Source organism: Salmonella sp. FC25216 (assembly GCF_057751355.1).
This window is the reverse complement of the sequence record NZ_JBDGON010000011.1, coordinates 1-26,626: the sequence shown is the minus strand read 5'-3', so window position 1 is coordinate 26,626 and position 26,626 is coordinate 1. Positions and strand designations below refer to the sequence as shown.

Genomic DNA, 26,626 nt, shown 5'->3' with positions numbered 1-26,626 from the left:
GGCTTTTTTTATCCGAAACTGCGTCGTTCAGGGTTTGAGCAATTCAGGCCAGATGCGCAGAGTCGTGCGCGTGATTTGCATCAGTTGTTCGAAGGTGGCTCCTTCACGGGCGCTAATCGACATTCCCTGTAAAATACAGTTTATATATTCTGCGAGCGCCTGCGGGTTACAGTACGCCGGAATTTCACCGCGCTCCTGGCGCTGACGCAGAAACTGAATGAGCGTCTGCTCTTGCATGGCGTGGCGTGATTTTACTGTACGGGCGATATTGTGCGAGGAGGCGGCCAGGGTGGCGGACGTATTAATCATAAAGCAGCCAGCCGGCGTGTCTGTGCTGGTAAAACAGGCAGCAATTTCTGTGAAATAATCTTCCAGCGCGCATTCCACGCTTTTCTCTTCGCAAAAGAGCTGGGCTTCGTGCTTTGAGGCAAAGCGAGTGATGTAGCGATCCAGGACAGCGCGAAATAATCCTTCTTTGTTAGTGAATTCCGCATAGAGAGTAGGCGCTTTCGCCCCGGTAGCCTCTACGAGATCGGCAAGCGAAGTTGCTTCATAGCCGTGTTGCCAGAAGAGGGTCATGGCCTTATCAAGCGCGGCTTCCCTGTCGAACACTTTTGGTCGGCCACGGCTTTTCTTCGCGCAACTCGTGGTATCCGTTGTCATGATGCCGTTGTACCTGTTTAAAGGGGGGATCTCTATTATAAAAACAAACGACTTCTGGCTCCAGCGTGTTCATTAGAAAAATACATCAATTCTATTCACATGAAAAATAACATCTTTATAAATTATATAACGATCATTATAAAAAGAGATTGACGCGTGATGCAGATCACATCTATGATTAATTTATCGATCGTTAAGTTAATGCTTGCGACACTCATTCATCTGCTAAAGGTCATAACTATGAAAAACGTAAAAACCCTCATCGCTGCTGTGGTACTTGGTTCGCTCTCATTCGCCAGTTTCGCCGCCGTTGAAGTCCAGGCAACACCAGACGGTCAACAGAAGTTTGGTACCATTTCTGCGAATGGCGGCACAAATCTGGGATCGCTGGAAGATCAGCTGGCGCAGAAAGCGGAGGAGATGGGCGCGAAGTCTTTTCGTATTACCTCTGTCACCGGTCCGAATACCCTTCACGGTACGGCGGTAATCTACAAGTAAGCATTAACCCTCATTAATGTCACTGCGATTGCCACAATGAAAAGAAAAAGCCTCGCGATGTATCGCGAGGCTTTTTTGTCGGTCGGATAAGGCGGTTATGCCGCTATCCGGCGTAAACCAGCCTGATGGTGCTTTACTTATCCGGCCTATAAATACCGTAACGCTTACAGCGACTGCGGTTTTGTCTCCGGGTGACGGGTTACATCCACCGGCATTCCGGAACGCACTTCCATAACATGTTCCATCACCGCGGCGTCGGTCTGCGGCGCGTCCTTAAACGTCTGTATAGGGCCATTCAGCACAATCGGCAGCACCTGCGGATCGTCGCCTATATTTTTAGACAGCGGCTGATGAACCTCCACCAGTCGCACGCCGCCTGGCTCCACCGAGGCTTTAATCGGTGTATTGATAATATTCACTTTGGTTCCTGGCGTGACCTGACGGAACAACGTCTCTATATCACCGTCGCGCAGGCGGATACAGCCGGAACTGACGCGCATACCAATGCCAAAATCGGCATTAGTGCCATGTAACAGATAGACGCCGCCGTAGGCCGCTAAACGAATCGCGTGATGCCCCATCGGGTTATCGGGACCGGCAGGCACCACGGCGGGGAGATCGATGCCTTGCGCTTTATAGCGGGCGCGAATATTGGCGGTCGGCGTCCAGGTTGGATTGGCGCGTTTATCCGAAATGGTTGTCACCATCGTTGGCGTCAGGGTATCGCCGCCCAGTTGACCAATCCCGATAGGGTAGACCGTGACCGTATTTTTCCCCGGTTGATAATAATAAAGCCGTAATTCCGCGAGGTTAATGACGATACCTTCACGTGGCGCGTCCGGTAGCAGCGTTTGCAGCGGAATCGTCAGCACGCTGCCTGCGCGTGGCACGTAAGGATCAATGCCGGGGTTGGCCTGTAACAGGGCTAAAAAGCCCACGTTATATTTTTTGGCGATCGCCTCCAGCGAGCCGCCGTCGTCTTCGACGACATGGAATTTATTTTCCCCTACCAGTCGACTGCCGGGAGGCGGAAGAGGCCACGTATTCGCCTGCGCGGGAAGAGCAAGCATGATGGTCGCGGTAAGCGCAAGCAACGCCCACCAGCGAGAGAGTCGCGTATTTTCGAACATTACAATAAGCCCATGATTATTATGTGGTTATTTTGATAAAAGAGGAAATAAGAATTATGGCGGCTGGCTGTGTCTGGAACTGCAGGGAAGTGCAAAGAATTTGTAAAGATTAGGCCGGACGCAGGGTAATGACGCCCGGCCTGACGCTTATGTAATAGCGTTTTCTTCCAGTTGCTGCATAAACTGGCGTACCCAGTCTATACGCGTTTTACGTTCGCTTAAATCCTGAATAAACTTGAGGCGCGTCGGGCCATCCAGACGGAAATGCTGCGGCTGTTTTTGCAACAACCCGATAAGCCAGGCGGGGTCAACGTGGTTTTTCTCGGCGAACTCAATCGTTCCGCCTTTCTCGTTACCCTCCAGTTTTCGGATGCCGAGCTTTTGCGCCTGTTGGCGCAGGCGAGCGATATCCAGCAGATTACGCGCCGGATCGGGCAGCAGGCCGAAGCGATCGATCAATTCCACTTTGATCTCTTCCAGCTCGTTTTCGTTCTTAGCGCTGGCAATGCGTTTATAGAATGACAGCCGGGTATTAACATCCGGAATAAAATCATCCGGCAGTAACGACGGCATTCGCAGCTCGACTTCCGTTTGCTGGCTGGTGAGATCTTCCAGCGACGGTTCGCGGCCTGCTTTCAGCGCATCGACGGCGTTTTCCAGCAGTTCCATGTAGAGTGAGAAGCCAATGGTTTCCATTGAGCCGCTTTGCTCTTCGCCAAGCAGTTCGCCCGCGCCGCGGATCTCCAGATCGTGGGTCGCCAGCGCAAACCCGGCGCCTAAATCCTCCAGCGACGCAATCGCCTCCAGCCGTTTTTGCGCATCGGTGGTCATTGCTTTAGGGTGCGGCGTCAGCAGCCAGGCGTAGGCCTGGTGGTGCGAGCGCCCTACGCGGCCGCGTAACTGGTGCAACTGCGCGAGGCCGAAATGATCCGCGCGTTCAATGATGATCGTGTTAGCGGTGGGGATGTCGATTCCCGTTTCGATAATCGTAGTACACACCAGCACGTTAAAACGTTGATGGTGGAAATCGTTCATGACCCGTTCCAGTTCACGTTCGCGCATCTGCCCGTGGCCAATGGCGATTCGCGCTTCCGGCACCAGTTCCGCCAGCCGCTCTGCGGCTTTCTGAATATTTTCGACATCATTGTACAAATAGTAAACCTGACCGCCGCGCAGAACTTCACGCAGAATCGCTTCCCTTACCACCAGGCTATCGTATTCGCGGACAAAGGTTTTTACCGCCAGACGGCGGGCTGGGGGGGTGGCGATAATAGAAAGATCGCGCATACCGCTCATCGCCATATTCAGCGTCCGCGGGATCGGCGTCGCCGTGAGCGTCAGAATATCGACATCGGCGCGCATCGCCTTAATTCGCTCTTTGTGGCGCACGCCGAAACGGTGCTCTTCATCGACAATCAGCAGGCCGAGGTCGCGCAGCTTCACATCGCTTTGTAGCAGTTTATGGGTACCGATCAGAATATCGATCTTACCCTCGGCGGCTTCCGCCAGGATTTGCGTCTGCTCTTTGGCGCTGCGAAAGCGGGACAGCATCTCAATACGTACCGGCCAGTTGGCGAAACGGTCGCGGAAGTTGTCATAGTGTTGCTGCGCCAGTAGCGTAGTCGGCACCAGTACCGCCACCTGTTTGTGGTTTTCCACCGCCAGGAACGCGGCGCGCATCGCCACTTCGGTTTTGCCGAAGCCGACGTCGCCGCACACCAGCCTGTCCATCGCCAGCGGTTGGCACATATCGCTCAATACGGCGTTAATCGCTTGTGCCTGATCGGGCGTCGTTTCAAACGGGAAGCTGTCGCAGAATAACTGGTACTGCTCACGATCATGCTTAAAGGCAAAACCCTCTTTTGCCGCCCGTTGCGCATAAATATCCAACAGTTCCGCCGCCACATCGCGCACTTTTTCCGCCGCTTTTTGCCGGGCGCGCGACCAGGCATCGCCGCCCAGTTTATGCAGCGGCGCACTTTCTTCCGCGCCGCCGGCATAGCGGCTAATCAGGTGTAATGAGGAGACCGGTACGTACAGTTTGGCGTCATTGGCGTAAGTGAGCATCAGATATTCGCCCTTGATGCCGCCAGCCTCCAGAGTGATCATGCCGGCATAACGCCCGACGCCGTGCTCCAGATGCACTACCGGTTGGCCGACGTGAAGCTCCGCCAGGTTACGAATCAACGTATCCGGGTTGATCGTGCGGCGGGAATCCTGGCGGCGACGCGCGACCCGTTCACCCAAGAGATCGCTTTCACAAATCAAAGCCAGATTGCGTTGGGTGTCGATAAAGCCATGTTCCGCGGCGCCAATCATCAGATAGCGTCCCGCATCCTGCGCCTCGTCCAGGTGTAAAATCCGCTTCGGCGCGATTTTTATGCGAGCAAGGAGCTCCCCCAGCGCTTCGCGACGTCCTTCGCTTTCCACCGAGAAAATCACCGGGCCGTTGAAAGATTCGAGGAATTTACGTAGCGCGTCCAGCGGCGATTTTTGCTGCGCCTGGATAGCCAAATCTGGTAATTTCTGGAAACCGAGATTGGTATTGGCGGCTTTTTCCGGCAGATGGTCGGTCTTAAGCTGGAGGCGAGGCCAGCGTTTAAGCTCGGAAAAGAGCTCATCCACTCGTAGCCAAAGGGCTTCCGGCGGCAAAAGCGGGCGCATAGGATCGACGCCGCGATTTTCAAAACGCGCCAGCGTATCGGCCTGAAAGCGTTCGGCGCTGGTTTCCAGCGAGCCGGTATTCACCACCAGAGTGTTGGCGGGGAAGTAGCTAAATAATGGCGGCAGCGGTTCGCTGAAAAAGAGCGGTTGCCAGTATTCGATCCCGGCGGGCAGGGTGCCTTTGCTGACCTGCTGATAGATGTGCTCGGCGTCGCGTTTTACCTCAAAGGTATCGCGCCACTGGCTACGGAAAAGCTCAATAGCGGTTTTGTCGGTAGGAAATTCGTGCGCGGGCAGCAAATTAATGGCCTCGACTTCCTCCAGCGTACGCTGGGTATCCGCGTCAAACAGACGCAGGCTGTCGATTTCATCATCAAAAAAGTCGAGGCGATAAGGCTGTTCGCTGCCCATCGGGAAGAGATCCAACAGCGCGCCGCGCGTCGCGTATTCGCCATGCTCCATAACCTGATCGACATGCCGATAACCGGCGCTGTCGAGCTGTGCGCGCAGAGCGTCGCGGGACAGCCGCTGGCCTTTTTTCATCACCAGCGCATGACCATGCAGATAGCTATGTGGGCAAACACGCTGCATCAGGGTGTTTACCGGTACAATCAAGACGCCGCGCTGCATCGATGGCAACTGGTAGAGCGTGGACAGACGAGAAGAGATAATTTCCTGATGCGGGGAGAAACTGTCATACGGTAGCGTTTCCCAGTCCGCCAGGTTCATGACCATCTGATCGGTAAACTGGCGGATTTCATCATGCAGTCGCAGAGCATTTTGCATGTCAGGCGCTATGAGTACCACCGGGCCGGCATGTCGTTCGACTATCTCCGCCACCAGCGTGGCGCAGGCGGCGCCGGTAAGCTCGCCCAACTGGCGCTGATCGCCCGCTTTTGTCGGCAGCGTGTAACGTTGTTTTTCAGGCATAACGGTTGTCAGTATCTCTTTTTGTTTTACGCCGCACTCTACGCGTCATCCTTCAGGCTGCTTCATGGTTGGCTGCGCGCCGGAACAGCATGAAGGGCTCAGGTATTCAGGGGCATATGACTGATAAGCAATGTTCTTTATTATCCGCGATCGTTGCCTATTAGCAAATTGAATCCGCCGGATAACACGCCGGACAGGTGAAGTATGAACGCATAAGTGACTTGATTTATCGGCATTTTTCAGAATAACGCTGACGAACTCTTACGGTTCAGACATTTACGCATTCCGCTTTCGCTTATATACTCGGGACTTTGCTAACAGCAACCAGACGGATTACATGTATCAACCTGTCGCTCTATTCATCGGCCTGCGTTACATGCGCGGGCGTGCAGCAGATCGCTTCGGTCGCTTCGTTTCCTGGCTTTCCACTATCGGCATTACCCTGGGGGTGATGGCGCTGGTCACGGTATTGTCGGTGATGAACGGTTTTGAGCGCGAACTGCAAAATAACATTCTTGGTCTGATGCCTCAGGCCATCCTCTCTGCTGAACATGGCTCTCTTAACCCGAATCAGATGCCGGAAAAAGCCGTGAATCTGCAAGGCGTTAACCGTATTGCGCCGCTGACAACGGGCGATGTTGTACTGCAAAGCGCACGTAGCGTTGCGGTTGGCGTGATGTTGGGTATCGATCCGGCGCAAAAAGATCCGTTAACGCCGTATTTGGTCAATGTGAAGCAAAGCGAACTACAGCCGGGTAAGTATAATGTCATCCTCGGCGAGCAGCTCGCCGGACAGTTAGGGGTCAACCGCGGCGATCAGATTCGGCTAATGGTGCCATCTGCCAGTCAGTTTACGCCAATGGGACGCCTGCCCAGCCAGCGTCTGTTTACGGTGATTGGCACGTTTGCCGCCAATAGCGAGGTCGATGGTTATGAAATGCTGGTCAATATTCAGGACGCGTCGCGTTTAATGCGCTACCCGGCAGGCAATATTACCGGCTGGCGTCTATGGCTGGATGAACCGCTGAAAGTCGATACCCTTAGTCAGCAGACGCTGCCGCAAGGCACGAAGTGGCAGGACTGGCGCGAACGCAAAGGCGAGTTGTTCCAGGCTGTGCGCATGGAAAAGAACATGATGGGATTGCTGCTGAGTCTGATTGTAGCGGTCGCGGCTTTTAACATTATTACTTCGTTGGGCCTGATGGTCATGGAGAAGCAGGGCGAAGTGGCGATTTTACAAACTCAAGGGCTGACGCCCCGACAAATTATGATGGTCTTTATGGTGCAGGGCGCCAGCGCCGGTATTATCGGCGCGCTGTTGGGCGCCGCGCTGGGCGCATTGCTTGCCAGCCAACTGAATAACCTGATGCCAGTCATCGGCGCGTTTCTGGACGGCGCCGCGTTGCCCGTGGCGATAGAGCCGTTACAGGTGATCGTTATCGCGCTGGTGGCAATGGCCATCGCGCTGCTTTCTACGCTTTATCCTTCCTGGCGCGCTGCCGCCACTCAACCCGCTGAGGCTTTACGTTATGAATAAGATCCTGTTGCAATGCGACAACCTGTGCAAACGCTATCAGGAAGGCACCGTACAAACAGACGTGTTGCACGATGTCAGCTTCAGTATCGGCGAAGGTGAAATGATGGCGATCGTCGGCAGTTCCGGTTCGGGTAAAAGTACGTTGCTGCATCTGTTAGGCGGGCTGGATACGCCCACCTCCGGCGATGTGATTTTTAGCGGCCAGCCGATGAGCAAACTCTCTTCTGCGGCAAAAGCGGAACTACGTAACCAGAAACTGGGGTTTATCTATCAGTTTCACCATCTCCTGCCGGATTTTACGGCGCTGGAAAACGTGGCGATGCCATTATTGATTGGCAAAAAGAAACCGGCGGAGATTGACGCGCGGGCGCGAGAAATGCTGCACGCCGTAGGGCTGGAACATCGCGCAACCCATCGGCCTTCGGAACTTTCCGGCGGTGAGCGCCAGCGTGTCGCGATAGCGCGCGCATTGGTGAATAACCCGCGTCTGGTGCTGGCGGATGAGCCGACCGGTAATCTGGATGCGCGTAATGCCGACAGTATTTTTGAGCTTCTGGGCGAGTTAAATCGTCTGCAGGGAACCGCATTTCTGGTGGTGACTCACGACTTGCAACTGGCGAAACGTATGAGCCGCCAGCTTGAGATGCGCGATGGTCGCCTGACGGCGGAACTGAGCCTGATGGGGGCTGAGTAATGGCGTCGCCTTTATCATTGTTAATTGGGTTGCGTTTTAGCCGTGGACGGCGGCGCGGCGGTATGGTTTCGCTCATTTCCGTCATTTCTACCATCGGTATCGCGCTGGGCGTAGCGGTATTGATTGTCGGTTTAAGCGCGATGAACGGTTTCGAACGCGAGCTGAATAATCGTATTCTGGCGGTGGTGCCGCACGGGGAGATTGAAGCCGTCAATCAGCCGTGGACCAACTGGCGTGAAGCTCTGGCAAAAGTGCAGAAGGTGCCGGGCATTGCCGCCGCCGCGCCGTATATCAACTTTACCGGCCTGGTAGAGAGCGGGGCGAATTTGCGCGCCATTCAGGTTAAAGGCGTCGACCCTAAGCAAGAGCAACAGCTTAGCGCGCTACCGTCATTTGTGCAAAATCACGCCTGGGATCATTTCAAAGCGGGCGAGCAGCAGGTCATTATTGGCAAAGGTGTCGCCGATGCGCTGAAAGTGAAACAGGGCGACTGGGTGTCCATCATGATCCCCAATGCGAATGCCGACCATAAGCTGCTCCAGCCCAAACGCGTGCGTTTGCATGTCACCGGGATTCTGCAACTGAGCGGCCAGCTCGATCACAGCTTCGCCATGATCCCGCTTGAGGATGCGCAGCAGTATCTGGATATGGGGTCCAGCGTTTCCGGTATCGCGCTTAAAGTCCATGACGTGTTTAACGCCAATAAACTCGTGCGTGACGCGGGTGAGGTGACTAACAGCTATGTCTACATTAAGAGCTGGATCGGCACTTATGGCTATATGTATCGTGATATCCAGATGATTCGCGCCATTATGTATCTGGCGATGATTCTGGTGATCGGCGTGGCCTGTTTTAATATCGTTTCCACCTTAGTGATGGCGGTAAAAGACAAAAGCGGCGACATTGCGGTATTAAGAACACTGGGGGCGAAAGATGGTTTAATTCGTGCCATTTTCGTTTGGTACGGACTACTGGCGGGCTTGTTAGGCAGCTTGATTGGCGTGGCGATCGGCGTTGTCGTTTCGCTTCAGCTTACTGCCATTATTAATGGGATTGAAAAGGCGATCGGGCATCAGTTTTTGTCCGGCGATATCTATTTTATCGACTTCCTGCCATCCGAATTGCATTGGCTGGACGTTGTTTACGTACTGGTCACGGCGTTGTTGTTAAGCTTACTGGCGAGCTGGTATCCGGCGCGGCGGGCGAGCAACATTGACCCTGCGCGAGTATTGAGCGGCCAGTAATCGCGGGATATAAAAACAAGGAGCGGTGATGTATTACGGGTTTGATATTGGCGGGACAAAGATTGCGTTAGGCGTATTTGATTCGACGCGGCGGCTGCTGTGGGAAAAACGGGTTCCCACGCCCCATACCGGCTATAGCGCCTTTTTAGACGCCGTGTGCGAACTGGTCGCGGAAGCCGACCAGCGATTTAGCGTAAAAGGGTCGGTAGGGATTGGCATACCCGGTATGCCGGAAACCGAAGACGGCACGCTGTACGCCGCGAATGTTCCGGCGGCCAGCGGTAAGCCACTGCGCGCCGATCTCAGCGCCCGTCTGGATCGCGATGTGCGTCTGGACAATGACGCTAACTGTTTTGCCTTATCCGAAGCCTGGGATGATGAATTCACGCAATACCCTTTGGTTATGGGCCTTATCCTCGGCACTGGCGTCGGCGGCGGTCTGGTGCTAAATGGGAAGCCGATTACCGGTCAGAGCTATATCACCGGCGAGTTTGGTCATATGCGTTTGCCGGTGGACGCGCTAACGTTGATGGGATTTGATTTTCCTCTCCGCCGCTGCGGATGCGGTCAGATGGGTTGCATTGAGAATTATCTGTCCGGGCGTGGCTTTGCGTGGCTATATCAGCATTATTATCATCAATCGCTACAGGCACCGGAGATTATCGCCTTGTGGGAGCAGGGCGATGAACAGGCGCACGCGCATGTTGAGCGCTATCTGGATTTACTGGCGGTTTGTCTGGGGAATATACTGACGATTGTCGATCCCTGCCTGTTGGTGATCGGAGGCGGACTATCGAACTTTACGGCAATAACAACGCAACTGGCGGAAAGACTGCCGCGCCATCTCCTCCCTGTTGCCCGCGTTCCGCGTATTGAGCGTGCGCGGCATGGGGATGCCGGTGGGATGCGTGGCGCTGCTTTTTTACATCTTACCGACTAATTAAAAAAGAGGTTGTTATGCAGTCGCGTCGGTTTCATCGATTAAGCCGCTTTCGTAAAAATAAACGTCTGTTGCGTGAACGTCTGCGTCAGCGGATCTTTTTCAGAGACAGAGTGGTGCCGGAAATGATGGAAAACCCAAGAGTATTAGTCCTTACAGGTGCAGGAATTTCTGCAGAGTCTGGTATTCGTACGTTTCGCGCGGCGGATGGTCTTTGGGAAGAGCATCGGGTTGAAGATGTGGCGACGCCGGAAGGATTCGCCCGCAATCCGGCGCTGGTGCAGACGTTTTATAATGCCCGCCGTCAGCAGCTTCAACAGTCGGAAATTCAACCTAATGCGGCGCATCTGGCGTTAGCGAGGCTTGAAGAGACGCTTGGCGATCGCTTCTTGCTGGTGACGCAAAATATCGACAATTTGCATGAGCGCGCGGGTAATCGCAACATCATTCATATGCATGGCGAGCTGTTGAAGGTGCGCTGTTCGCAGAGTGGCCAGATTCTGGAATGGAACGGTGATGTGATGCCGGAAGATAAATGTCACTGCTGCCAGTTCCCGGCGCCGCTACGCCCGCACGTGGTGTGGTTTGGCGAGATGCCGCTTGGCATGGATGAAATATATATGGCGCTGTCGATGGCGGATATTTTTATCGCCATCGGTACATCCGGTCATGTCTATCCGGCTGCGGGTTTTGTGCATGAAGCAAAACTGCACGGCGCGCATACGGTGGAACTGAATCTTGAGCCAAGTCAGGTCGGTAGCGAGTTTGAAGAGAAGCACTACGGCCCGGCAAGCCAGGTCGTGCCGGAATTTGTTGATAAGCTCTTGAAAGGTCTGTAGTTCTATTTGCCGGATGGCGCTGCGCTTATCCGGCCTACATTCATGTTACGTTCATCTGTAGGCCAGATAGGCGCTTTGGCTGAATTAGCGTCCGGCTTTTAGCTTCTGATAATACTCTTCATAAATTGCGCTGGCGTCGCCGACATCGTTTTGCCACTCGCCTTTGCTAATGGTTTGCGCATCCGGATAGAGCGACTTATCATTGGCGACCTCCGGGCTTAACAGCTTACGCGCCGCCAGGTTTGGGGTAGGGTAGCCGATGGTTTCCGCCACCTCTTTCGCAACGTCAGGACGCAGCAGGAAGTTGATTAGCTTCAGCGCGCCCTCTTTATTTTTCGCGTTCGCCGGAATAGCCAGGCTATCCATCCAGAAAATGCCGCCTTCCTTCGGCCAGACGACCTCCAGCGGCGTGCCAGCCTGACGAGCAACGAAGGCCGAGCCGTTCCACACCATCCCCAGGTTGACTTCCCCTTCCATATACGGATTCGCCGGATTATCGGAATTGAAGGCCGCTACGTTTGGCATCAGTTTTTTTAACTCTTCAAATGCTGCTTTGATCTCTTTCGGATCGGTGGTGTTACCGGAATACCCCAGCTTGCGCAGCGCCATCTGGAATACTTCTCGCGCATCGTCGGTTAAAAGTAGGCTATTTTTATATTCCGGTTTCCATAAGTCAGCCCAGCTTGTAATGGTTTTTGGATCGATAGCATCGCTGTTCACGCCAATCGCCGTTGCGCCCCAGATATACGGAACAGAATAATCGTTATTGGGGTCAAACGGTTTGTTGAGCATTTCCGGATCGAGGTTGTGGAAATTGGTTAATTTCGACTTATCGATCTTCTGGATCATGCCTTCTTTGCGCATTTTGTCGACATAGTATGTAGAAGGAACAACCAGGTCATACGCGCCATCTTTATAGGTTTTGAGTTTGGCATACATGGTTTCATTCGATTCGTAGGTTGAATAAATAACCTTAATGCCTGTCTCCTTCGTGAACTGTTCCAGCAGTCCAGGCGGTACATACTCAGTCCAGTTATAGAAATAGAGTGTGTTGTTGTCATCGGCATGAGCGGCACTCATACCCAGCGCCAGGGCGCCCGCCGCGAGCAGGTGGCGTGACCATTTTTTCATTTAACGTCCCCTGAATTACGGGCCTTACCGGCCCTTGGTTTTATCACGAGCAATAAGCTGGCTGGCAATGACCATTACCAGAGACAGCACCAATAACACGGTCGCCAGCGCGTTCACTTCTGGTGAAACGCCGACTTTTACCATGGAATAAATCTTTAAGGGTAAAATTTCATAGCCCGGCCCGGTGACAAACGACGAGACCACCACATCGTCCATCGACAACGTAAAGCTCAGCAACCAGCCCGCCGCCACCGCTGGCATCGCCAGCGGCAGAATGATTTTACGTAAAATCGTTACCTCACTGGCCCCCAGGTCTTTTGCGGCTTCCAGCATTCTGACATCAAAGCCTTTCAGGCGCGAATAGACCGTGACGACCACAAACGGCAGGCAAAAGGTGATATGCGAGAATAGCAACGACCAAAAGCCCAGTTGAATGCCGAGTAACATAAACAGCACCAGCAAGGAGATCGCCATCACGATATCCGGCGACATCATCACCACAAACAGCATCCCGCTGACGAATGGCTTCCCGCGAAAGCGGTAGCGATAAAGCGCCACCGCTGTCAGCGAGCCGATTAGCGTGGCGAAGGTTGCTGAGAAAATCGCCATCGTCAGCGAATGTTGAGCGGCCTGCAACAGACTGTCGTTATTGACCAGCAGTTCGTACCATTTAGTGGTAAAGCCCTGCCAGTTAATGCCGAACCGCGAACTGTTGAAGGAGTTCACAATCAGAATAATGATGGGAATATACAGATACGCGTAGATGGCAGTCATGAAACCGCCACGCAGCAGTCGACCGATCATTCAAGTTCCACCTTCTTATTCAACAAGCGGGAAGCCCGCCAGTAAATCAGCAGCATCAGTCCCATCACGATGGTCAGCGTAATGCTGGTGGCCGCACCAAACGGCCAGTCGCGGATATTCAGGAACTGCACCTTAATCACGTTGCCAATCAGCAGGTTTTTCGCGCCACCCATCAAATCGGAGACGTAAAACAGTCCCATTGCCGGCAGCATCACCAGCAGGCAACCGGCGACAATGCCCGGCATGGTCAATGGAATAATGATGCGGATGAACGTTTGTATTTTACTGGCACCGAGATCGCGTGCGGCCTCCAGTAGCGGTTTATCGAGCTTCTCAATGCTGGAGTAGAGCGGCATGACCATAAACGGCAGTAAAATGTAAACCAGGCCGATAATAACTGCGCTCGGGGTGAACATGATGCGAATCGGCGTATCAATCACACCCAGCCACAACAGGAATTCATTGAGATAGCCTTTAGTGCTCAGAAAAATTTTCAGCCCATAGATGCGGATCAGCGAGTTGGTCCAGAAAGGAACGATCAGCAAAAACAGCAATAACGGGCGTATCTTTTCCGGTAGCTTCGCCAGAAACCAGGCAAAAGGATAGCCCAGCACCAGGCAGGAGAGGGTGGCGATCAGCGCCATATTCAGAGAGTGCAGAAGCACTTCAAAATAGAGCGGATCGAGCAGGCGCGCATAGTTATCCAGCGTAAAGACCATCTTGACGAACCTGGCGTCGTCACGGGTCAGAAAGCTGGTGCCAATGATCATCAGGTTGGGTAGGAAGACAAACAACACAAGCCAACCGACGATAGTGACAATCACTACATTCTGGAATTTACTTGTGTTCTTCATCAGCCAGTACGACCTCCCAGCTTTCTACCCAATTAATGGCCATTTTTTGGTCAAGTGAATGGTCGAAGTCAGGATCGTCTTCGTTGAAGAATTCGCTGACCATCACCATTTTGCCATTTTCCAGTTCAACCACCGACTCCAGCGTCATACCTTTGTAATTGCGCTCGCGTACGTAGCCGATAAGCCCTTCGATGTGGTTATCATCGTTGATCTCATCGACGCGTAGATCTTCGGGTCGCAGCAGGACATTCAGCTTTTGACCTGGTTCGACAGCGAAATTGACGTAAATATTGCACTCCCGACCTTCGACATTGGCGCGGACGCGCTGCTCATCAAGCCGTTCAATGACGGTAGCATCAAAGCGGTTAATTTCACCGATGAAACCAGCGACAAACAGATTTTTAGGCTCTTCATAGATTTCACGCGGCGTGCCGTCTTGCTCAATAACGCCATTACGCATTACCACGATACGATCGGACATGGTTAGCGCTTCTTCCTGATCGTGAGTGACAAAAACAAACGTGATACCGAGTTTACGCTGTAATGCTTTAAGCTCGTTTTGCATTTGTTTGCGCAATTTATAGTCCAGCGCGGAGAGCGACTCATCCAGTAATAACAGACGAGGCTTATTCACTACCGCGCGGGCGATAGCCACACGCTGCTGCTGTCCGCCGGAAAGCTGGTGCGGCTTACGTTGTGCAAATTCTTCAAGCTGCACCATACGCAGCGCGTCGGTTACGCGAGGCGCTATCTCGGCAGCGGGTGTTTTTTGCATTCGTAAGCCAAACGCGACATTTTCAAACACCGTCATATGCGGAAATAAAGCGTAGCTTTGAAATACGGTATTCACATAACGATTTTCGGCGGGAACGTGGGTAATATCCTGGTTATCCAACATAATATGCCCGGCATCAACGGTTTCCAGACCGGCAATCAGGCGAAGAACGGTTGTTTTACCACAGCCGGAAGGGCCAAGCAGCGTGAGGAATTCGCCGTTGTTAATGGTCAGATCCAGTTGCGAAATGACCTCTTTGCCATCGAAACTTTTGCTAATTCCCGACAAAAGCACCAGCGGTGAAAGCGAACGCGGTTGTTTATTCAATTTCTTACTCTGTCCCATGTAGACGCAACGGATGGCTGACCGCTGCGGGGTTTGTGGTTAACCACCTTAATCACTCTTAATGAGGGCGGTCATTCTACGGCAAACCACTGTAATCGCCAATCCTTGTTGCGAATTACTGACTTAGCTTTATAGTCAGAAAGCGTGTCAAAGTGAAATATTCTTGTTTGCAGGGATAAAAGTGACCTGACGCAATATTTGTCTTTTCTTGCTTATGAATAATGTTGTCACGAAAAGTGAGGGTGACTGCATGGATAAACTACTTGAGCGTTTTTTACACTACGTATCGCTGGATACCCAATCAAAGTCGGGTGTTCGGCAGGTTCCCAGCACTGAGGGACAGTGGAAGTTACTACGTTTGCTCAAACAGCAGCTCGAAGAGATGGGGCTGGTTAACATTACATTAAGCGAAAAAGGGACGTTGATGGCGACGCTCCCGGCCAATGTTGAGGGTGATATTCCCGCCATTGGTTTTATCTCCCATGTGGATACCTCTCCGGATTTCAGCGGTAAAAACGTTAACCCGCAGATTGTCGAGAATTACCGCGGCGGCGATATTGCATTAGGGATTGGCGATGAGGTGTTGTCACCCGTGATGTTCCCGGTACTGCATCAATTGCTGGGACAGACGCTGATTACTACCGATGGTAAGACATTGCTGGGTGCGGACGATAAAGCCGGTGTTGCGGAGATCATGACCGCGCTGGCGGTGCTGAAAGGGAATAATATTCCCCACGGCGAAATTAAAGTGGCGTTTACGCCTGACGAAGAGGTAGGGAAAGGCGCGAAGCACTTTGACGTTGAGGCCTTTGGCGCGCAGTGGGCCTATACGGTCGACGGTGGTGGCGTGGGAGAGCTGGAGTTTGAAAACTTCAATGCCGCCTCGGTGAATATCAAAATTGTCGGCAATAACGTGCATCCCGGTACGGCGAAAGGCGTAATGGTCAATGCGCTGTCGCTGGCGGCGAGGATTCACGCGGAAGTGCCGACGGATGAAGCGCCTGAAACCACCGAAGGCTACGAAGGGTTTTATCATCTGGCCAGCATGAAGGGCACCGTTGACCGGGCCGACATGCATTACATTATTCGCGATTTCGACCGTAAGCAATTTGAAGCGCGCAAACGCAAAATGATGGAGATTGCCAAAAAAGTCGGTAAGGGGCTGCATCCGGACTGCTACATCGAACTGGTGATTGAAGACAGTTATTACAATATGCGCGACAAAGTGGTTGAGTATCCGCATATTCTCGATATCGCCCAGCAGGCCATGCGCGACTGTCATATTACGCCGGAGATGAAACCGATTCGCGGCGGTACCGATGGGGCGCAGCTTTCGTTTATGGGCCTGCCGTGTCCTAATCTCTTTACTGGCGGATATAACTATCATGGTAAACATGAGTTTGTGACGCTGGAAGGGATGGAAAAAGCGGTACAGGTGATTGTACGCATTGCGGAGCTGACGGCGAAGCAGCCGTAATGTTGCGGCCGGATGATTGAGTGCCGGATGGCGCAAAGTCAGATGACGCCGCTAACGCGTCTTATCAGGCCTACAGGATCGCTGACCCTGTAGGCCTGATAAGCGAAGCGCCATCCGGCGCTACAGTTAATTTATCCTTCGAAGAACCAGTATCCGCTGTTCACCAGCGCCGCCAGCATCGCGAGAAAAGACGGGTCTTCCAGCGCAGCGCCGAAGTTGTCGGCGGACAGTACCATATGGCTGGCGAGCGCCTCCAGAGCGGGGCGGTGCGGGGAGTCTATTTTTTCGCCATTCGCATAGACATCATCGCCGATACGCAATACGCGAAGCCCGCCGAGACGTACCAATGCCTCGCCTTGCTTTAAGGCATCGTAAATTTCATCAGGCTGATACGGCGGCTCCGGCGGCGCGATATCCAGTTCATGGCGTGACTGGGAGATAAACTCGCCAAGCCACTGCTGGAAATGCGCGGGTTGATTGATCAAATCGAGCATCATATTGCGCAGTTTATCCATCTCCTGCGGCAGGATATCCGCCGGATGTTCGCGAGACGGCATATTCGGGTCGCTGTAGTATGTGTTGCCCAGCTCCCGTTGCAGGACGTAATCGGCAAAACCGCTGATCAACTCACGGCTATTGGGCGCGCGAAAACCGACCGAATAGTTCATGGCGTTTTCCAGGGCATAACCTTCATGCGGGAATCCAGGCGGAATATACAGAATGTCGCCCGGTTCCAGTTCTTCGTCAATAATGGCGTCGAACGGATCGACCTGCAGTAGGTCGGGATGCGGGCAGTGCTGACGCATTTGCAGCTTTTCGCCCACGCGCCAGCGACGGCGACCGGTTCCCTGGATAATAAACACATCATACTGATCCAGGTGCGGGCCTACGCCGCCGCCGGGAACGGAAAAGGAGATCATCAGATCGTCGATACGCCAGTCCGGCAGCGCGCGGAACGGGCGCATCAACGCGGCGGTTGGTTCGTGCCAGTGGTTTACCGCCTGCACCAGCAGCGACCAGTTGCTCTCACCCAGATGATCGTAGCTTTCGAAAGGGCCGTGGTTGACCTGCCATTTGCCATCCTGATGGCTAACGAGACGACTGTCGATTTCGCTTTCCATCGCCAGCCCCGCCAGCTCATCCGGCGAGAGCGGATCGATAAAGTTGGTAAACCCACGTTTTAAGACCACCGGACGTTTTTGCCAGTGGCGTTCAAGAAAGTCGGGCCAGTTAAGAGTCAATTGGTATTCCATGTTAAGTATCCGCAGGCTGGTATCTGACACCGATTATAACGGATGCTTAACGAGATGCGTGGAAGAACGCACAGAAATGTTTATTCCTCTTTCTGTGTGGGATGCTGTCGGCCAAAAACGACCTCCATGCGGGCGCCGCCGAGCAGACTGTCGCTGGCGATGATCTGCCCGGCGTATTGTTCCGTAATCTCGCGAGCGACAGCCAGCCCCACGCCTTGTCCTGGTCGTAGGGTATCGGCGCGCTGACCGCGATCAAACACCAGGGAACGTTTACTGTGGGGAATGCCTGGGCCGTCATCTTCGACGAAAATATGCAAATGATCGTCGGTCTGGCGAGCCGAAATCTCGACAAACTCCAGACAATATTTACAAGCGTTGTCCAGGACGTTGCCCATCACTTCGACAAAATCGTTTTGCTCGCCGACAAAACTGATCTCCGGTGAAATATCCATACTGATATTCACGCCTTTACGCTGATAAACTTTATTTAGCGCGGAGATCAGGTTATCTAACAGCGGCGCGACGGGATGTAGTTCGCGGCTTAACAAAACACCGCTACCGCGCATACTGGCGCGATGCAAATAATAGCCAATCTGCTGAGAAATCCGGCTGATCTGTTCCAGCATCACCGGTTCGGCTTTGCTGACGCTCATCTTCTCGTTGCGTAAAGAGCGTAACGTACTCTGCAAAACCGCGAGCGGCGTTTTTAAACTATGCGTCAGGTCGGTCAGGGTCGTGCGGTATTTGTTGTAACGTTCACGCTCACTTTTTAGCAGTTGATTAAGGTTACGCACCAGGCTGGTCAGCTCACGCGTCGTCTCCGGATTGAGCATTTCGCGGTGATGATCTTCAAGCTCACGAACTTCCCGCGCCAGCGCCTCGATAGGGCGTAAGCTCCACCAGGCGGCGATCCACAGTAAAGGAATGACTAATAATAAATTGGCGGCCAGCACGTACACGAACCAGCTCCACACCATATATGAGCGTTTTAGCTCTATCGGAATGGTATCGACCACCACAATCGTTAACTGCGGCATCCGCGCCGTAGCAGGATAAATATTCACCGCTACTGAGTGGGTCATTTCCGCATCATTGTCATCTGCACGTACTTCTTTTAGTTTTTCCTGCGCGGAATGGTCTTCGCTCAACAGCGTGCTGGTGGCGTCTACGTTAGTTTCAATTTCATGGAAGCCGTTCGTTTTTAACCATTCCGGTTGAATACTTTTAATCAGCCAGGGAATGTTGCGCTGCGTCCATAATAATTTGCCCGTTTCATCGTAAATCAGCGTCATGGTTGGGCTTTGCATGTCCAGATGTTCAGGCAGCTCAACGCTGATTTTATTATTTTCCCATTTAGCGAGGGTATAAAACAGATTGCTTTCGCCGCGCAGCAGACGAAATGTGGTTTTATCAAAACTCACACTATAGCCGACCAGCGCAACCATGCCATACGCCAGAGAAAGCACCAGCACGACGCCGGCTGTCGCCAGCAAAAAACGAACCCGTAGCGACAGCGGCAGAAAATGGCGAGCAAATTTATTCATTAGCGCAATTCAAAAAGATATCCTTGTCCGCGTACGGTGGTAATGACATCGTGCGGATACTGGGCCTGTATTTTTTTTCGCAGACGCCCCATCAGGACATCAATGGTATGGCTTTCCCGCAGTTCCGCATCCGGATACAGTTGAAGCATCAGCGAATCTTTGCTGACCACTTTACCGTTGTTACGGATAAGCGTTTCCATAATGGTGTATTCGAACGCCGTGAGTTTGATGACCTCTTCATTGACGGATAATTCCCGACGTGAGAGATCCACCTGGAAAGGCGGGATGTTGATCACCTGGGAGGCCAGGCCGCTATTACGGCGCATTAACGCTTGCATACGCGCCATTACCTCTTCGATGTGGAACGGCTTCGTCACGTAATCATCGGCCCCGGAGCTGAGAACCTCAACTTTATCCTGCCAGCCTTCGCGCGCGGTTAACACCAGCACTGGCAGTGAAACATCACTGCTGCGCCAGCGGCGTATTAAGGAAAGACCGTCTTCATCCGGCAGACCTAAATCGACAATAGCGATATCCGGAAGGTGCTCATTAAGGTAGTAATCTGCTTCCCTGGCATCTTCTGCGGCATCGACCTGGTGACCTGAATCCTGGAGCTGAACCTTCAGGTGGTGGCGTAATAATGCATTATCCTCTACAACCAGTACGCGCATCATCTCTTCTCCCTTGTGTTAACAATAAGAACAGTCTAGCGTTGATTATGGTGCTTTGGGGATAAACAGTTAATAAACCAGACAAATAGTCACCCTCTTTCTGAAGAAAAGAGGGTGAGGCACGCATTATTTAAGTTCGTCGACCAGAGTCACGGCGCGACCGATATAATTTGCCGGCGTCATGGCTTTAAGGCGCGTTTTTTCAGCTTCCGGCAGGGCCAGACTATCAATAAACTGTTTCATTCCTTCGGCATCGACACGCTTGCCTCGGGTCAATTCTTTCAGTTTTTCATAGGGTTTTTCAATACCATAGCGGCGCATGACGGTCTGGATCGGTTCGGCTAATACTTCCCAGTTGTGATCCAGTTCGTCAAGCAGACGATCGCGGTTCACTTCCAGCTTGCTGACGCCCTTCAGGGTAGACTGATAAGCGATAAGCGCATAGCCGATGCCGACGCCCAGGTTACGCAGGACGGTTGAGTCGGTCAGATCGCGCTGCCAACGGGAAACCGGCAGTTTGTTTGCCAGATGGTGTAACACCGCATTAGACAGACCCAGGTTGCCTTCTGAGTTTTCAAAGTCAATGGGGTTAACCTTATGCGGCATGGTGGAAGAACCGATCTCCCCGGCGATGGTTTTCTGTTTGAAATGGTTTAACGCAATATAGCCCCAGACATCGCGATCGAAGTCGATCAGAATGGTGTTAAAGCGCGCGATACAGTCAAACAGTTCCGCAATATAATCATGCGGTTCAATCTGGGTGGTATAGGGGTTCCACTGGATGCCCAGCGAGGTGACGAATTCTTCGCTGAACTGATGCCAGTCAACTTCCGGATAGGCGGCGATATGCGCGTTATAGTTACCTACGGCGCCGTTAATTTTACCGAGGATCTCCACCTGGTTTAGCTGGCGAAACTGACGCTCCATACGATATGCCACGTTCGCCATCTCTTTACCCAGGGTGGAAGGCGTTGCTGGCTGGCCGTGGGTGCGGGAGAGCAGAGGAATGTCGCGATACTGCGTGGCGAGATCTTTCACCGCGTTAATCACCTGACGCCAGTAGGGCAGGATCACTTCATCGCGCGCGGTTTTGAGCATTAACGCGTGTGACAGGTTGTTAATGTCCTCAGAGGTGCAGGCAAAGTGGATAAACTCGGAAACGGCATGTAGCGCCGGGATCGCGGCGACTTTTTCTTTCAGAAAATACTCAACCGCTTTCACATCGTGATTAGTGGTGCGCTCAATGGTTTTAATGCGCGCAGCATCTTCTTCATTGAAGTTTGCAACGAGAGTATCCAGGTAACCGTTTGCGTCGGCAGCAAAAGCAGGAACTTCCTTGATCGCTGCGTGCGCGGCTAATTTCTGCAGCCAACGTACTTCGACTTGTACACGGAATTTCAGCAAACCGTATTCGCTAAAAATCCCGCGCAGCGCGCTGACTTTATCGCCGTAGCGTCCATCGACAGGGGAAACGGCGGTCAGTGAGGATAATTCCATAGATCATAACTCCGGGGTTAAATGAGCAAGAATTTGTTTTGCCTGAGTCGTCAGGCGATGACGAGAAAACATAAGCTGTAGGCGACCACCGCCTACCTGATGCCAGAGCACGGCTGCGCGGATACCTGCCAGTAGCGAGGCGCGGACTTTGGCCTGAACCTGCGGGCTTTGCAGTACGGTCGGGGAGCCCGTCACCTGAATGCGCGGGCCCAACGGGCTAATCACATCCACGTAGATACCCGCCATGGCGCTCATTAGCGTGTCTGACTGTAAATCAAAATGGTCAAGCTGGCGCTGAAGGCCGTTAATGCGATCGCCTAACGTATTCAACGCGCCTTTGGCGGATGACAGCTTGCGCTCCAGCACCATCAGGCTAAGTGTATAACGAGTCAGCTCGGCGTTAAGTCCTTGTCGGTTGCTGGCATTCAGCACGCCGAGCAGCGTTTCCAGACCAAGACGCAGGTTAGCTTCACTGCCGCCGAACACGCCCAGAGTAGAGCTGGGATTTATATCAATGACACTGTTGAGTGAAACGTGCAACGCGTCGGCATCACAGTGCCCCTGGTGCGCCAGTTGTTGTACCAGGCGTGCCGACTGGCAAATGCCAGACAGCGCGAGGGTGATGTCATAATAATTCTTTGCCACAATCACTGCTTCCTTGTATCAAATAAAATACACTTCATCTTTTAAGCCGCTTTGAGGCGACTTGAATGATGTTGTGTATTGAATAATCAGACCGTCAGCGGCAGTCGCTGCTCGATAATACCGCCGCCCAGGCAGACTTCGCCGCTGTAAAAGACAGCGGACTGGCCCGGCGTAACGGCGGCAACCGGCTCGTCAAAGATGACCTCAATACGATCGTCATCCAGCGCGTTAATCGTGCACGGAATATCGGTCTGGCGGTAGCGGGTTTTTACCGTACAGCGCAGGGTGCCGGTGAACGGTTCACGATCAACCCAATGTAGTTGCTGGGCGATGAGGCCTACTGACATCAGGCGAGGGTGTTCATGCCCCTGGGCGACAATCAACACATTGTTTTCAACGTCTTTATCCACCACATACCAGGGGGCTTCGCTACCGTCTTTGGTGCCGCCAATTCCCAGCCCTTTACGCTGACCGAGCGTATGATACATCAGACCCTGATGCTCGCCGATTTCATCGCCGTCAACGGTAATGATTTTCCCCGGCTGCGCGGGCAGGTAGCGTCCTAAAAAGTCGCGGAATTTGCGCTCGCCGATAAAGCAGATGCCGGTAGAATCTTTTTTCTTTGCGGTGATTAGCCCCAGATCTTCGGCGATTTTACGCACCTGCGGTTTTTCCAGCTCGCCAACCGGGAACAGACTTTGCGCAATCTGCTCATGACCAAGCGTATAGAGGAAGTAGCTCTGATCTTTGTTGCCGTCGAGTCCGCGCAGCAGGCGGCTTTTGCCGTTTACATCCGCGCGACGGACGTAGTGGCCGGTGGCGATATAGTCGGCGCCTAAATCTTCTGCGGCGAATTCAAGGAAGGCTTTAAATTTGATCTCTTTATTACACAGAATATCCGGGTTCGGCGTACGGCCTGCTTTGTATTCTTCAAGGAACAGTTCAAAGACATTATCCCAATATTCTGCGGCAAAATTGACGGTATGCAGTTCAATGCCGAGCTTGTCGCAGACGGCCTGCGCGTCAGCCAGATCGTCTGCTGCGGTACAGTATTCCTCACCGTCGTCCTCTTCCCAGTTCTTCATGAACAGGCCTTCTACCTGATAACCCTGTTGTTGCAACAGCCAGGCGGAAACGGAGGAATCGACACCGCCGGACATGCCGACGATCACTTTTTTTGGGCTTTCTGACATTGGAATACTCGCGACATTGAACTTCAAGGCGGCGTATTCTACCACGCAGCCCTTTACTTGACACCCTCTGTAAATGGCCAGTTAAATTCGCCCACCATGGATAAGGGGTAATGTTGTCCCGTTTGATAACTGCGAATGCTTTCAGCCACCAGCGGAGATCGTAAATTAGGCGCGTTCAGAATTTCGTCGGCACTCACCCAGCGGCAGCAATCGATATCATTGTCATGGGGTTCGGTCGCGCAAATATGATCAAGCTTGATAGCAAATAAAAAGCGCAGGAACGGGGTCTTATCCGGCGCAATCCACTGGTGCATACGGATAAAACACTGTGGTTGCGCCGTAATGCCTGTCTCTTCCCACAGTTCACGCGCGGCGGCCTGCGCCAGCGTTTCATCTGCTTCCAGATGTCCGGCAGGTTGATTCCATAACGATTTACCGTTGATGGTTTCTTCCACCACCAAAAATTTATCTTCGGCATGTACTATACAGGCGACGGTCACGTGCGGTTTAAACATGTTTTTTCCTTATTCTGTCGCATCCCGCCATTCACCGTTGGCAAGATTATCCAGCGTATAGTTTCCCATCGCATAACGTATCAGGCGCAAAGTTGGATGACCAACATGCGCTGTCATACGCCTTACCTGGCGGTTACGACCTTCATATAAAGTGACTTTTAACCAGGCGGTAGGGATATTTTTGCGTTCGCGAATCGGCGGGGTGCGTGGCCACAGCCAGTCCGGTTCCGCGACAATCTCAATACCGGCGGGCAGGGTAGGGCCATCGTTGAGCGTGACGCCAGTACGAAGCGCCTGCAGCGCTTCGTGATCCGGGATGCCTTCTACCTGAACATAGTAAATCTTGCCGGTACGTTTGCCCGGTTGCGTAAGACGCGCCTGTAGCGCGCCGTCATTAGTCAGCACCAAAAGTCCTTCGCTGTCGCGGTCCAGGCGGCCTGCGGCATAAACGCCTTGCACAGGAATAAAATCTTTTAACGTGCGGCGGCCTGCTTCATCCGTAAATTGTGGCAACACATCGTAAGGTTTATTGAACAAAACCACGCGTTTTGGCTGGTTTTCTTTCCGTGGTTTAGATGCCTGTCGTGAGCTGAATCGCTTAACGTAGTGATTTCTAAAAGAAGTTTTTTGCATGGTATTTTCAGAACTTATTAATTGCCGCATTATAGCGCAATAACGAGTATCTTTCATGGCGGCAAACAATAGGGTAGTATTGACATGCTCATTACAAAACATTAACAAAAAATTGCTCTAACGCAGTCGTGCAGCAGGACGCCATTGCACATGCAGCGCGATGACAGACGAGCAAACCAGAAGCGCTCGAAGGAGAGGTGAATGGAAAGCAAAGTAGTTGTTCCGGCGGAAGGTAAAAAGATCACCCTGCAAAACGGCAAACTCAACGTTCCTGAGAATCCGATTATCCCGTTTATTGAAGGCGATGGTATCGGTGTTGATGTCACTCCAGCCATGCTTAAAGTGGTCGATGCCGCCGTCGAGAAAGCCTATAAAGGCGAGCGTAAAATTTCCTGGATGGAAATTTACACCGGAGAAAAATCCACACAGGTTTATGGCCAGGATGTCTGGCTTCCCGCTGAAACCCTTGATTTAATTCGTGATTACCGTGTAGCGATTAAAGGTCCGTTGACCACGCCAGTTGGCGGCGGCATTCGCTCTCTCAATGTGGCGCTGCGTCAGGAGCTTGACCTGTACGTTTGTCTGCGTCCTGTTCGTTACTATCAGGGCACACCAAGCCCGGTGAAACATCCGGAACTGACTGATATGGTCATCTTCCGTGAAAACTCTGAAGATATTTACGCCGGAATTGAATGGAAAGCTGACTCTGCAGACGCCGAGAAAGTAATCAAGTTCCTGCGCGAAGAGATGGGCGTGAAGAAAATTCGCTTCCCGGAACACTGCGGTATCGGTATCAAACCGTGTTCTGAAGAAGGCACCAAACGTCTGGTTCGCGCGGCGATTGAATACGCGATTACCAACGATCGCGATTCCGTCACGCTGGTGCATAAGGGCAATATCATGAAGTTCACCGAAGGCGCGTTTAAAGACTGGGGCTACCAGTTGGCGCGCGACGAGTTTGGCGGTGAGCTTATCGACGGCGGTCCGTGGCTGAAAATTAAGAATCCGAATACGGGTAAAGAGATCGTAGTTAAAGATGTTATCGCCGATGCGTTCCTGCAACAAATCCTGTTGCGTCCGGCGGAATACGACGTTATCGCCTGTATGAACCTGAACGGTGACTATATTTCCGATGCTCTGGCGGCTCAGGTTGGCGGTATCGGTATTGCACCGGGGGCGAACATCGGTGATGAGTGTGCGCTGTTTGAAGCGACTCACGGGACTGCGCCGAAATATGCGGGCCAGGATAAAGTCAACCCAGGCTCCATTATTCTGTCTGCGGAGATGATGTTACGTCATATGGAATGGTTTGAAGCGGCTGACCTGATTGTTAAAGGTATGGAAGGCGCGATTGCCGCGAAGACCGTGACCTATGACTTTGAACGCCTGATGGAAGGCGCTAAGCTGCTGAAATGTAGTGAGTTTGGCGACGCGATTATCGCGAATATGTAATATCGATAATTGTTAAAAACAAAAACGGGGACTTAACGTTCCCGTTTTTTGTTGCTTCGGAAAATCTTCCTTCAACTTCTCACTATTTAGACTTCCAGTTGTACCAGGTGGCTTCAGAGATACAGGTCTTGTGGCAGACCATCCTTAGCAGTCCGTCCGGCTTCAACCGACTTAAGCACAGCGATAATTTACTGCTCAGTAAAACGAGCTTTACGCATAGCGTTCTCCTTCGTTGGCAGATTGATTATGCCGGATAGTTACAATCCACCCAAGTTACGGAGAACACAATAATCTATGTAGTCAAAACACTGATGTCATGATAATAACTAACTGGATTTTAAGACGTTTCCTCATAGAGGTTTTTCAATAAAAAATTAAGCTCATCAGATCAGTAACTTTTTAAATTATTTCTTACTTGATTATGATGAGGATGATTAGTGAAAAGAAAATATCTTACGCAAGAAGAGATCGAAAAACTGCTGTCAGCGACTGACAGAATGCCCTTCCCGGAAAGAAACCGCTGCTTAATCCTGATGGCGTTTATTCATGGCTTCCGGGCCAGTGAGTTGCTGGGGCTGCGCTTATCAGATATTGATCTTGCAGGGAGACAGCTTTATATCCGGCGCCTCAAAAATGGCTTTTCAACGTGTCACCCCCTCCTTCCTGATGAGTATAACGTACTGAAAAGCTGGCTCAGG

Annotated in this window: 24 protein-coding genes; 9 read left to right on the top strand and 15 right to left on the bottom strand. The window is 52.4% G+C overall.

The genetic code is table 11. The annotated features are described in order from the left end of the window. Window positions 1-27: 27 nt before the first annotated feature. Window positions 28-663, bottom strand: coding sequence for a TetR/AcrR family transcriptional regulator (locus AC3G3F_RS19270; RefSeq protein WP_023248247.1), 636 nt, complete (start codon window positions 661-663; stop codon window positions 28-30). A 240-nt stretch (window positions 664-903) separates the two neighbouring features. Here AC3G3F_RS19270 and bhsA point away from each other — a divergent pair, with 240 nt between their 5' ends. Further along, window positions 904-1,161: a multiple stress resistance protein BhsA gene (gene bhsA / locus AC3G3F_RS19265; RefSeq protein WP_023248248.1), complete on the top strand. Its 258-nt coding sequence runs from the start codon at window positions 904-906 to the stop codon at window positions 1,159-1,161. A 164-nt stretch (window positions 1,162-1,325) separates the two neighbouring features. Here the strand turns inward: bhsA and ldtC are convergent, their stop codons facing one another. Both ldtC and mfd read right to left on the bottom strand, forming a co-directional pair. Next, the gene (ldtC, locus tag AC3G3F_RS19260) at window positions 1,326-2,291 is read right to left on the bottom strand and encodes a L,D-transpeptidase LdtC (RefSeq protein WP_023248249.1); all 966 of its coding nucleotides are present in this window, start codon (window positions 2,289-2,291) and stop codon (window positions 1,326-1,328) included. A gap of 147 nt (window positions 2,292-2,438) precedes the next feature. Then, window positions 2,439-5,885 (bottom strand): transcription-repair coupling factor, encoded by a 3,447-nt coding sequence (mfd, locus tag AC3G3F_RS19255; protein WP_488395577.1) that lies wholly within the window; start codon window positions 5,883-5,885, stop codon window positions 2,439-2,441. Window positions 5,886-6,222: 337 nt separating this feature from the next. Between mfd and lolC the strand changes: the two genes are divergently transcribed. Genes lolC through cobB form a run of 5 tightly spaced genes read left to right on the top strand, consistent with a single transcriptional unit; the run spans window position 6,223 to window position 11,139 of the window. Continuing rightward, window positions 6,223-7,422, top strand: coding sequence for a lipoprotein-releasing ABC transporter permease subunit LolC (lolC, locus tag AC3G3F_RS19250; RefSeq protein WP_053509506.1), 1,200 nt, complete (start codon window positions 6,223-6,225; stop codon window positions 7,420-7,422). After that, complete coding sequence (gene lolD / locus AC3G3F_RS19245; RefSeq protein ID WP_001033714.1) at window positions 7,415-8,116, top strand: lipoprotein-releasing ABC transporter ATP-binding protein LolD; 702 nt, start codon at window positions 7,415-7,417, stop codon at window positions 8,114-8,116. The genes lolC and lolD overlap by 8 nt, the downstream gene beginning before the upstream one ends. Then, window positions 8,116-9,360 (top strand): lipoprotein-releasing ABC transporter permease subunit LolE, encoded by a 1,245-nt coding sequence (gene lolE / locus AC3G3F_RS19240; protein ID WP_023248252.1) that lies wholly within the window; start codon window positions 8,116-8,118, stop codon window positions 9,358-9,360. Before lolD ends, lolE begins: the two co-directional genes overlap by 1 nt. Before the next feature lie 28 nt (window positions 9,361-9,388). Then, window positions 9,389-10,300 carry an N-acetylglucosamine kinase gene (gene nagK, locus AC3G3F_RS19235; RefSeq protein WP_023248253.1) on the top strand — a complete coding sequence of 304 codons (912 nt, stop codon included), beginning with the start codon at window positions 9,389-9,391 and terminating at the stop codon, window positions 10,298-10,300. Window positions 10,301-10,317: 17 nt separating this feature from the next. Then, window positions 10,318-11,139: a Sir2 family NAD+-dependent deacetylase gene (gene cobB / locus AC3G3F_RS19230; protein ID WP_023248254.1), complete on the top strand. Its 822-nt coding sequence runs from the start codon at window positions 10,318-10,320 to the stop codon at window positions 11,137-11,139. Window positions 11,140-11,223: 84 nt separating this feature from the next. Here cobB and potD read toward each other — a convergent pair whose 3' ends face one another. The 4 genes from potD to potA are packed head-to-tail and all read right to left on the bottom strand — an operon-like array spanning window position 11,224 to window position 15,048. Continuing rightward, a complete protein-coding gene (potD, locus tag AC3G3F_RS19225; protein ID WP_070804097.1) occupies window positions 11,224-12,270 on the bottom strand; it encodes a spermidine/putrescine ABC transporter substrate-binding protein PotD in 1,047 nt (348 codons plus the stop codon). A gap of 24 nt (window positions 12,271-12,294) precedes the next feature. Beyond that, window positions 12,295-13,074 (bottom strand): spermidine/putrescine ABC transporter permease PotC, encoded by a 780-nt coding sequence (gene potC, locus AC3G3F_RS19220; protein WP_053509505.1) that lies wholly within the window; start codon window positions 13,072-13,074, stop codon window positions 12,295-12,297. Continuing rightward, window positions 13,071-13,928 carry a spermidine/putrescine ABC transporter permease PotB gene (gene potB, locus AC3G3F_RS19215; protein ID WP_023248257.1) on the bottom strand — a complete coding sequence of 286 codons (858 nt, stop codon included), beginning with the start codon at window positions 13,926-13,928 and terminating at the stop codon, window positions 13,071-13,073. Before potB ends, potC begins: the two co-directional genes overlap by 4 nt. Next, entirely contained in the window at window positions 13,912-15,048 is a 1,137-nt protein-coding gene (gene potA, locus AC3G3F_RS19210) for a spermidine/putrescine ABC transporter ATP-binding protein PotA (protein ID WP_023248258.1), read from the bottom strand. Before potA ends, potB begins: the two co-directional genes overlap by 17 nt. A 250-nt stretch (window positions 15,049-15,298) precedes the next feature. On the opposite strand from potA, the gene pepT reads away from it, so the two are divergent. Beyond that, the gene (gene pepT, locus AC3G3F_RS19205) at window positions 15,299-16,525 is read left to right on the top strand and encodes a peptidase T (RefSeq protein ID WP_053509503.1); all 1,227 of its coding nucleotides are present in this window, start codon (window positions 15,299-15,301) and stop codon (window positions 16,523-16,525) included. Window positions 16,526-16,656: 131 nt separating this feature from the next. Here the strand turns inward: pepT and AC3G3F_RS19200 are convergent, their stop codons facing one another. The 8 genes from AC3G3F_RS19200 to rluE form a co-directional block, all read right to left on the bottom strand. Next, entirely contained in the window at window positions 16,657-17,778 is a 1,122-nt protein-coding gene (locus AC3G3F_RS19200; protein ID WP_023248260.1) for a ribosomal protein uL16 3-hydroxylase, read from the bottom strand. Between the two features lie 80 nt (window positions 17,779-17,858). Continuing rightward, a complete protein-coding gene (phoQ, locus tag AC3G3F_RS19195; RefSeq protein WP_023248261.1) occupies window positions 17,859-19,322 on the bottom strand; it encodes a two-component system sensor histidine kinase PhoQ in 1,464 nt (487 codons plus the stop codon). Beyond that, on the bottom strand, window positions 19,322-19,993 hold the full coding sequence (gene phoP, locus AC3G3F_RS19190) for a two-component system response regulator PhoP (RefSeq protein ID WP_001537766.1): 672 nt from the start codon (window positions 19,991-19,993) through the stop codon (window positions 19,322-19,324). Before phoP ends, phoQ begins: the two co-directional genes overlap by 1 nt. A 126-nt stretch (window positions 19,994-20,119) precedes the next feature. Continuing rightward, window positions 20,120-21,490, bottom strand: coding sequence for an adenylosuccinate lyase (purB, locus tag AC3G3F_RS19185; protein ID WP_023248262.1), 1,371 nt, complete (start codon window positions 21,488-21,490; stop codon window positions 20,120-20,122). A 3-nt stretch (window positions 21,491-21,493) separates the two neighbouring features. Further along, window positions 21,494-22,135: a high frequency lysogenization protein HflD gene (hflD, locus tag AC3G3F_RS19180; protein ID WP_023248263.1), complete on the bottom strand. Its 642-nt coding sequence runs from the start codon at window positions 22,133-22,135 to the stop codon at window positions 21,494-21,496. A gap of 86 nt (window positions 22,136-22,221) precedes the next feature. Beyond that, window positions 22,222-23,328, bottom strand: coding sequence for a tRNA 2-thiouridine(34) synthase MnmA (gene mnmA / locus AC3G3F_RS19175; RefSeq protein WP_114048756.1), 1,107 nt, complete (start codon window positions 23,326-23,328; stop codon window positions 22,222-22,224). Window positions 23,329-23,381: 53 nt separating this feature from the next. Then, window positions 23,382-23,843 carry an NUDIX hydrolase gene (locus tag AC3G3F_RS19170; RefSeq protein WP_053509495.1) on the bottom strand — a complete coding sequence of 154 codons (462 nt, stop codon included), beginning with the start codon at window positions 23,841-23,843 and terminating at the stop codon, window positions 23,382-23,384. Window positions 23,844-23,852: 9 nt separating this feature from the next. Next, complete coding sequence (gene rluE, locus AC3G3F_RS19165) at window positions 23,853-24,506, bottom strand: 23S rRNA pseudouridine(2457) synthase RluE (RefSeq protein ID WP_023248266.1); 654 nt, start codon at window positions 24,504-24,506, stop codon at window positions 23,853-23,855. Window positions 24,507-24,677: 171 nt separating this feature from the next. Here rluE and icd point away from each other — a divergent pair, with 171 nt between their 5' ends. Then, entirely contained in the window at window positions 24,678-25,928 is a 1,251-nt protein-coding gene (gene icd / locus AC3G3F_RS19160; protein WP_488395574.1) for an NADP-dependent isocitrate dehydrogenase, read from the top strand. A gap of 437 nt (window positions 25,929-26,365) precedes the next feature. Next, on the top strand, window positions 26,366-26,626 hold a 261-nt coding region (locus AC3G3F_RS19155; protein ID WP_488395573.1), incomplete at its 3' end, for a tyrosine-type recombinase/integrase.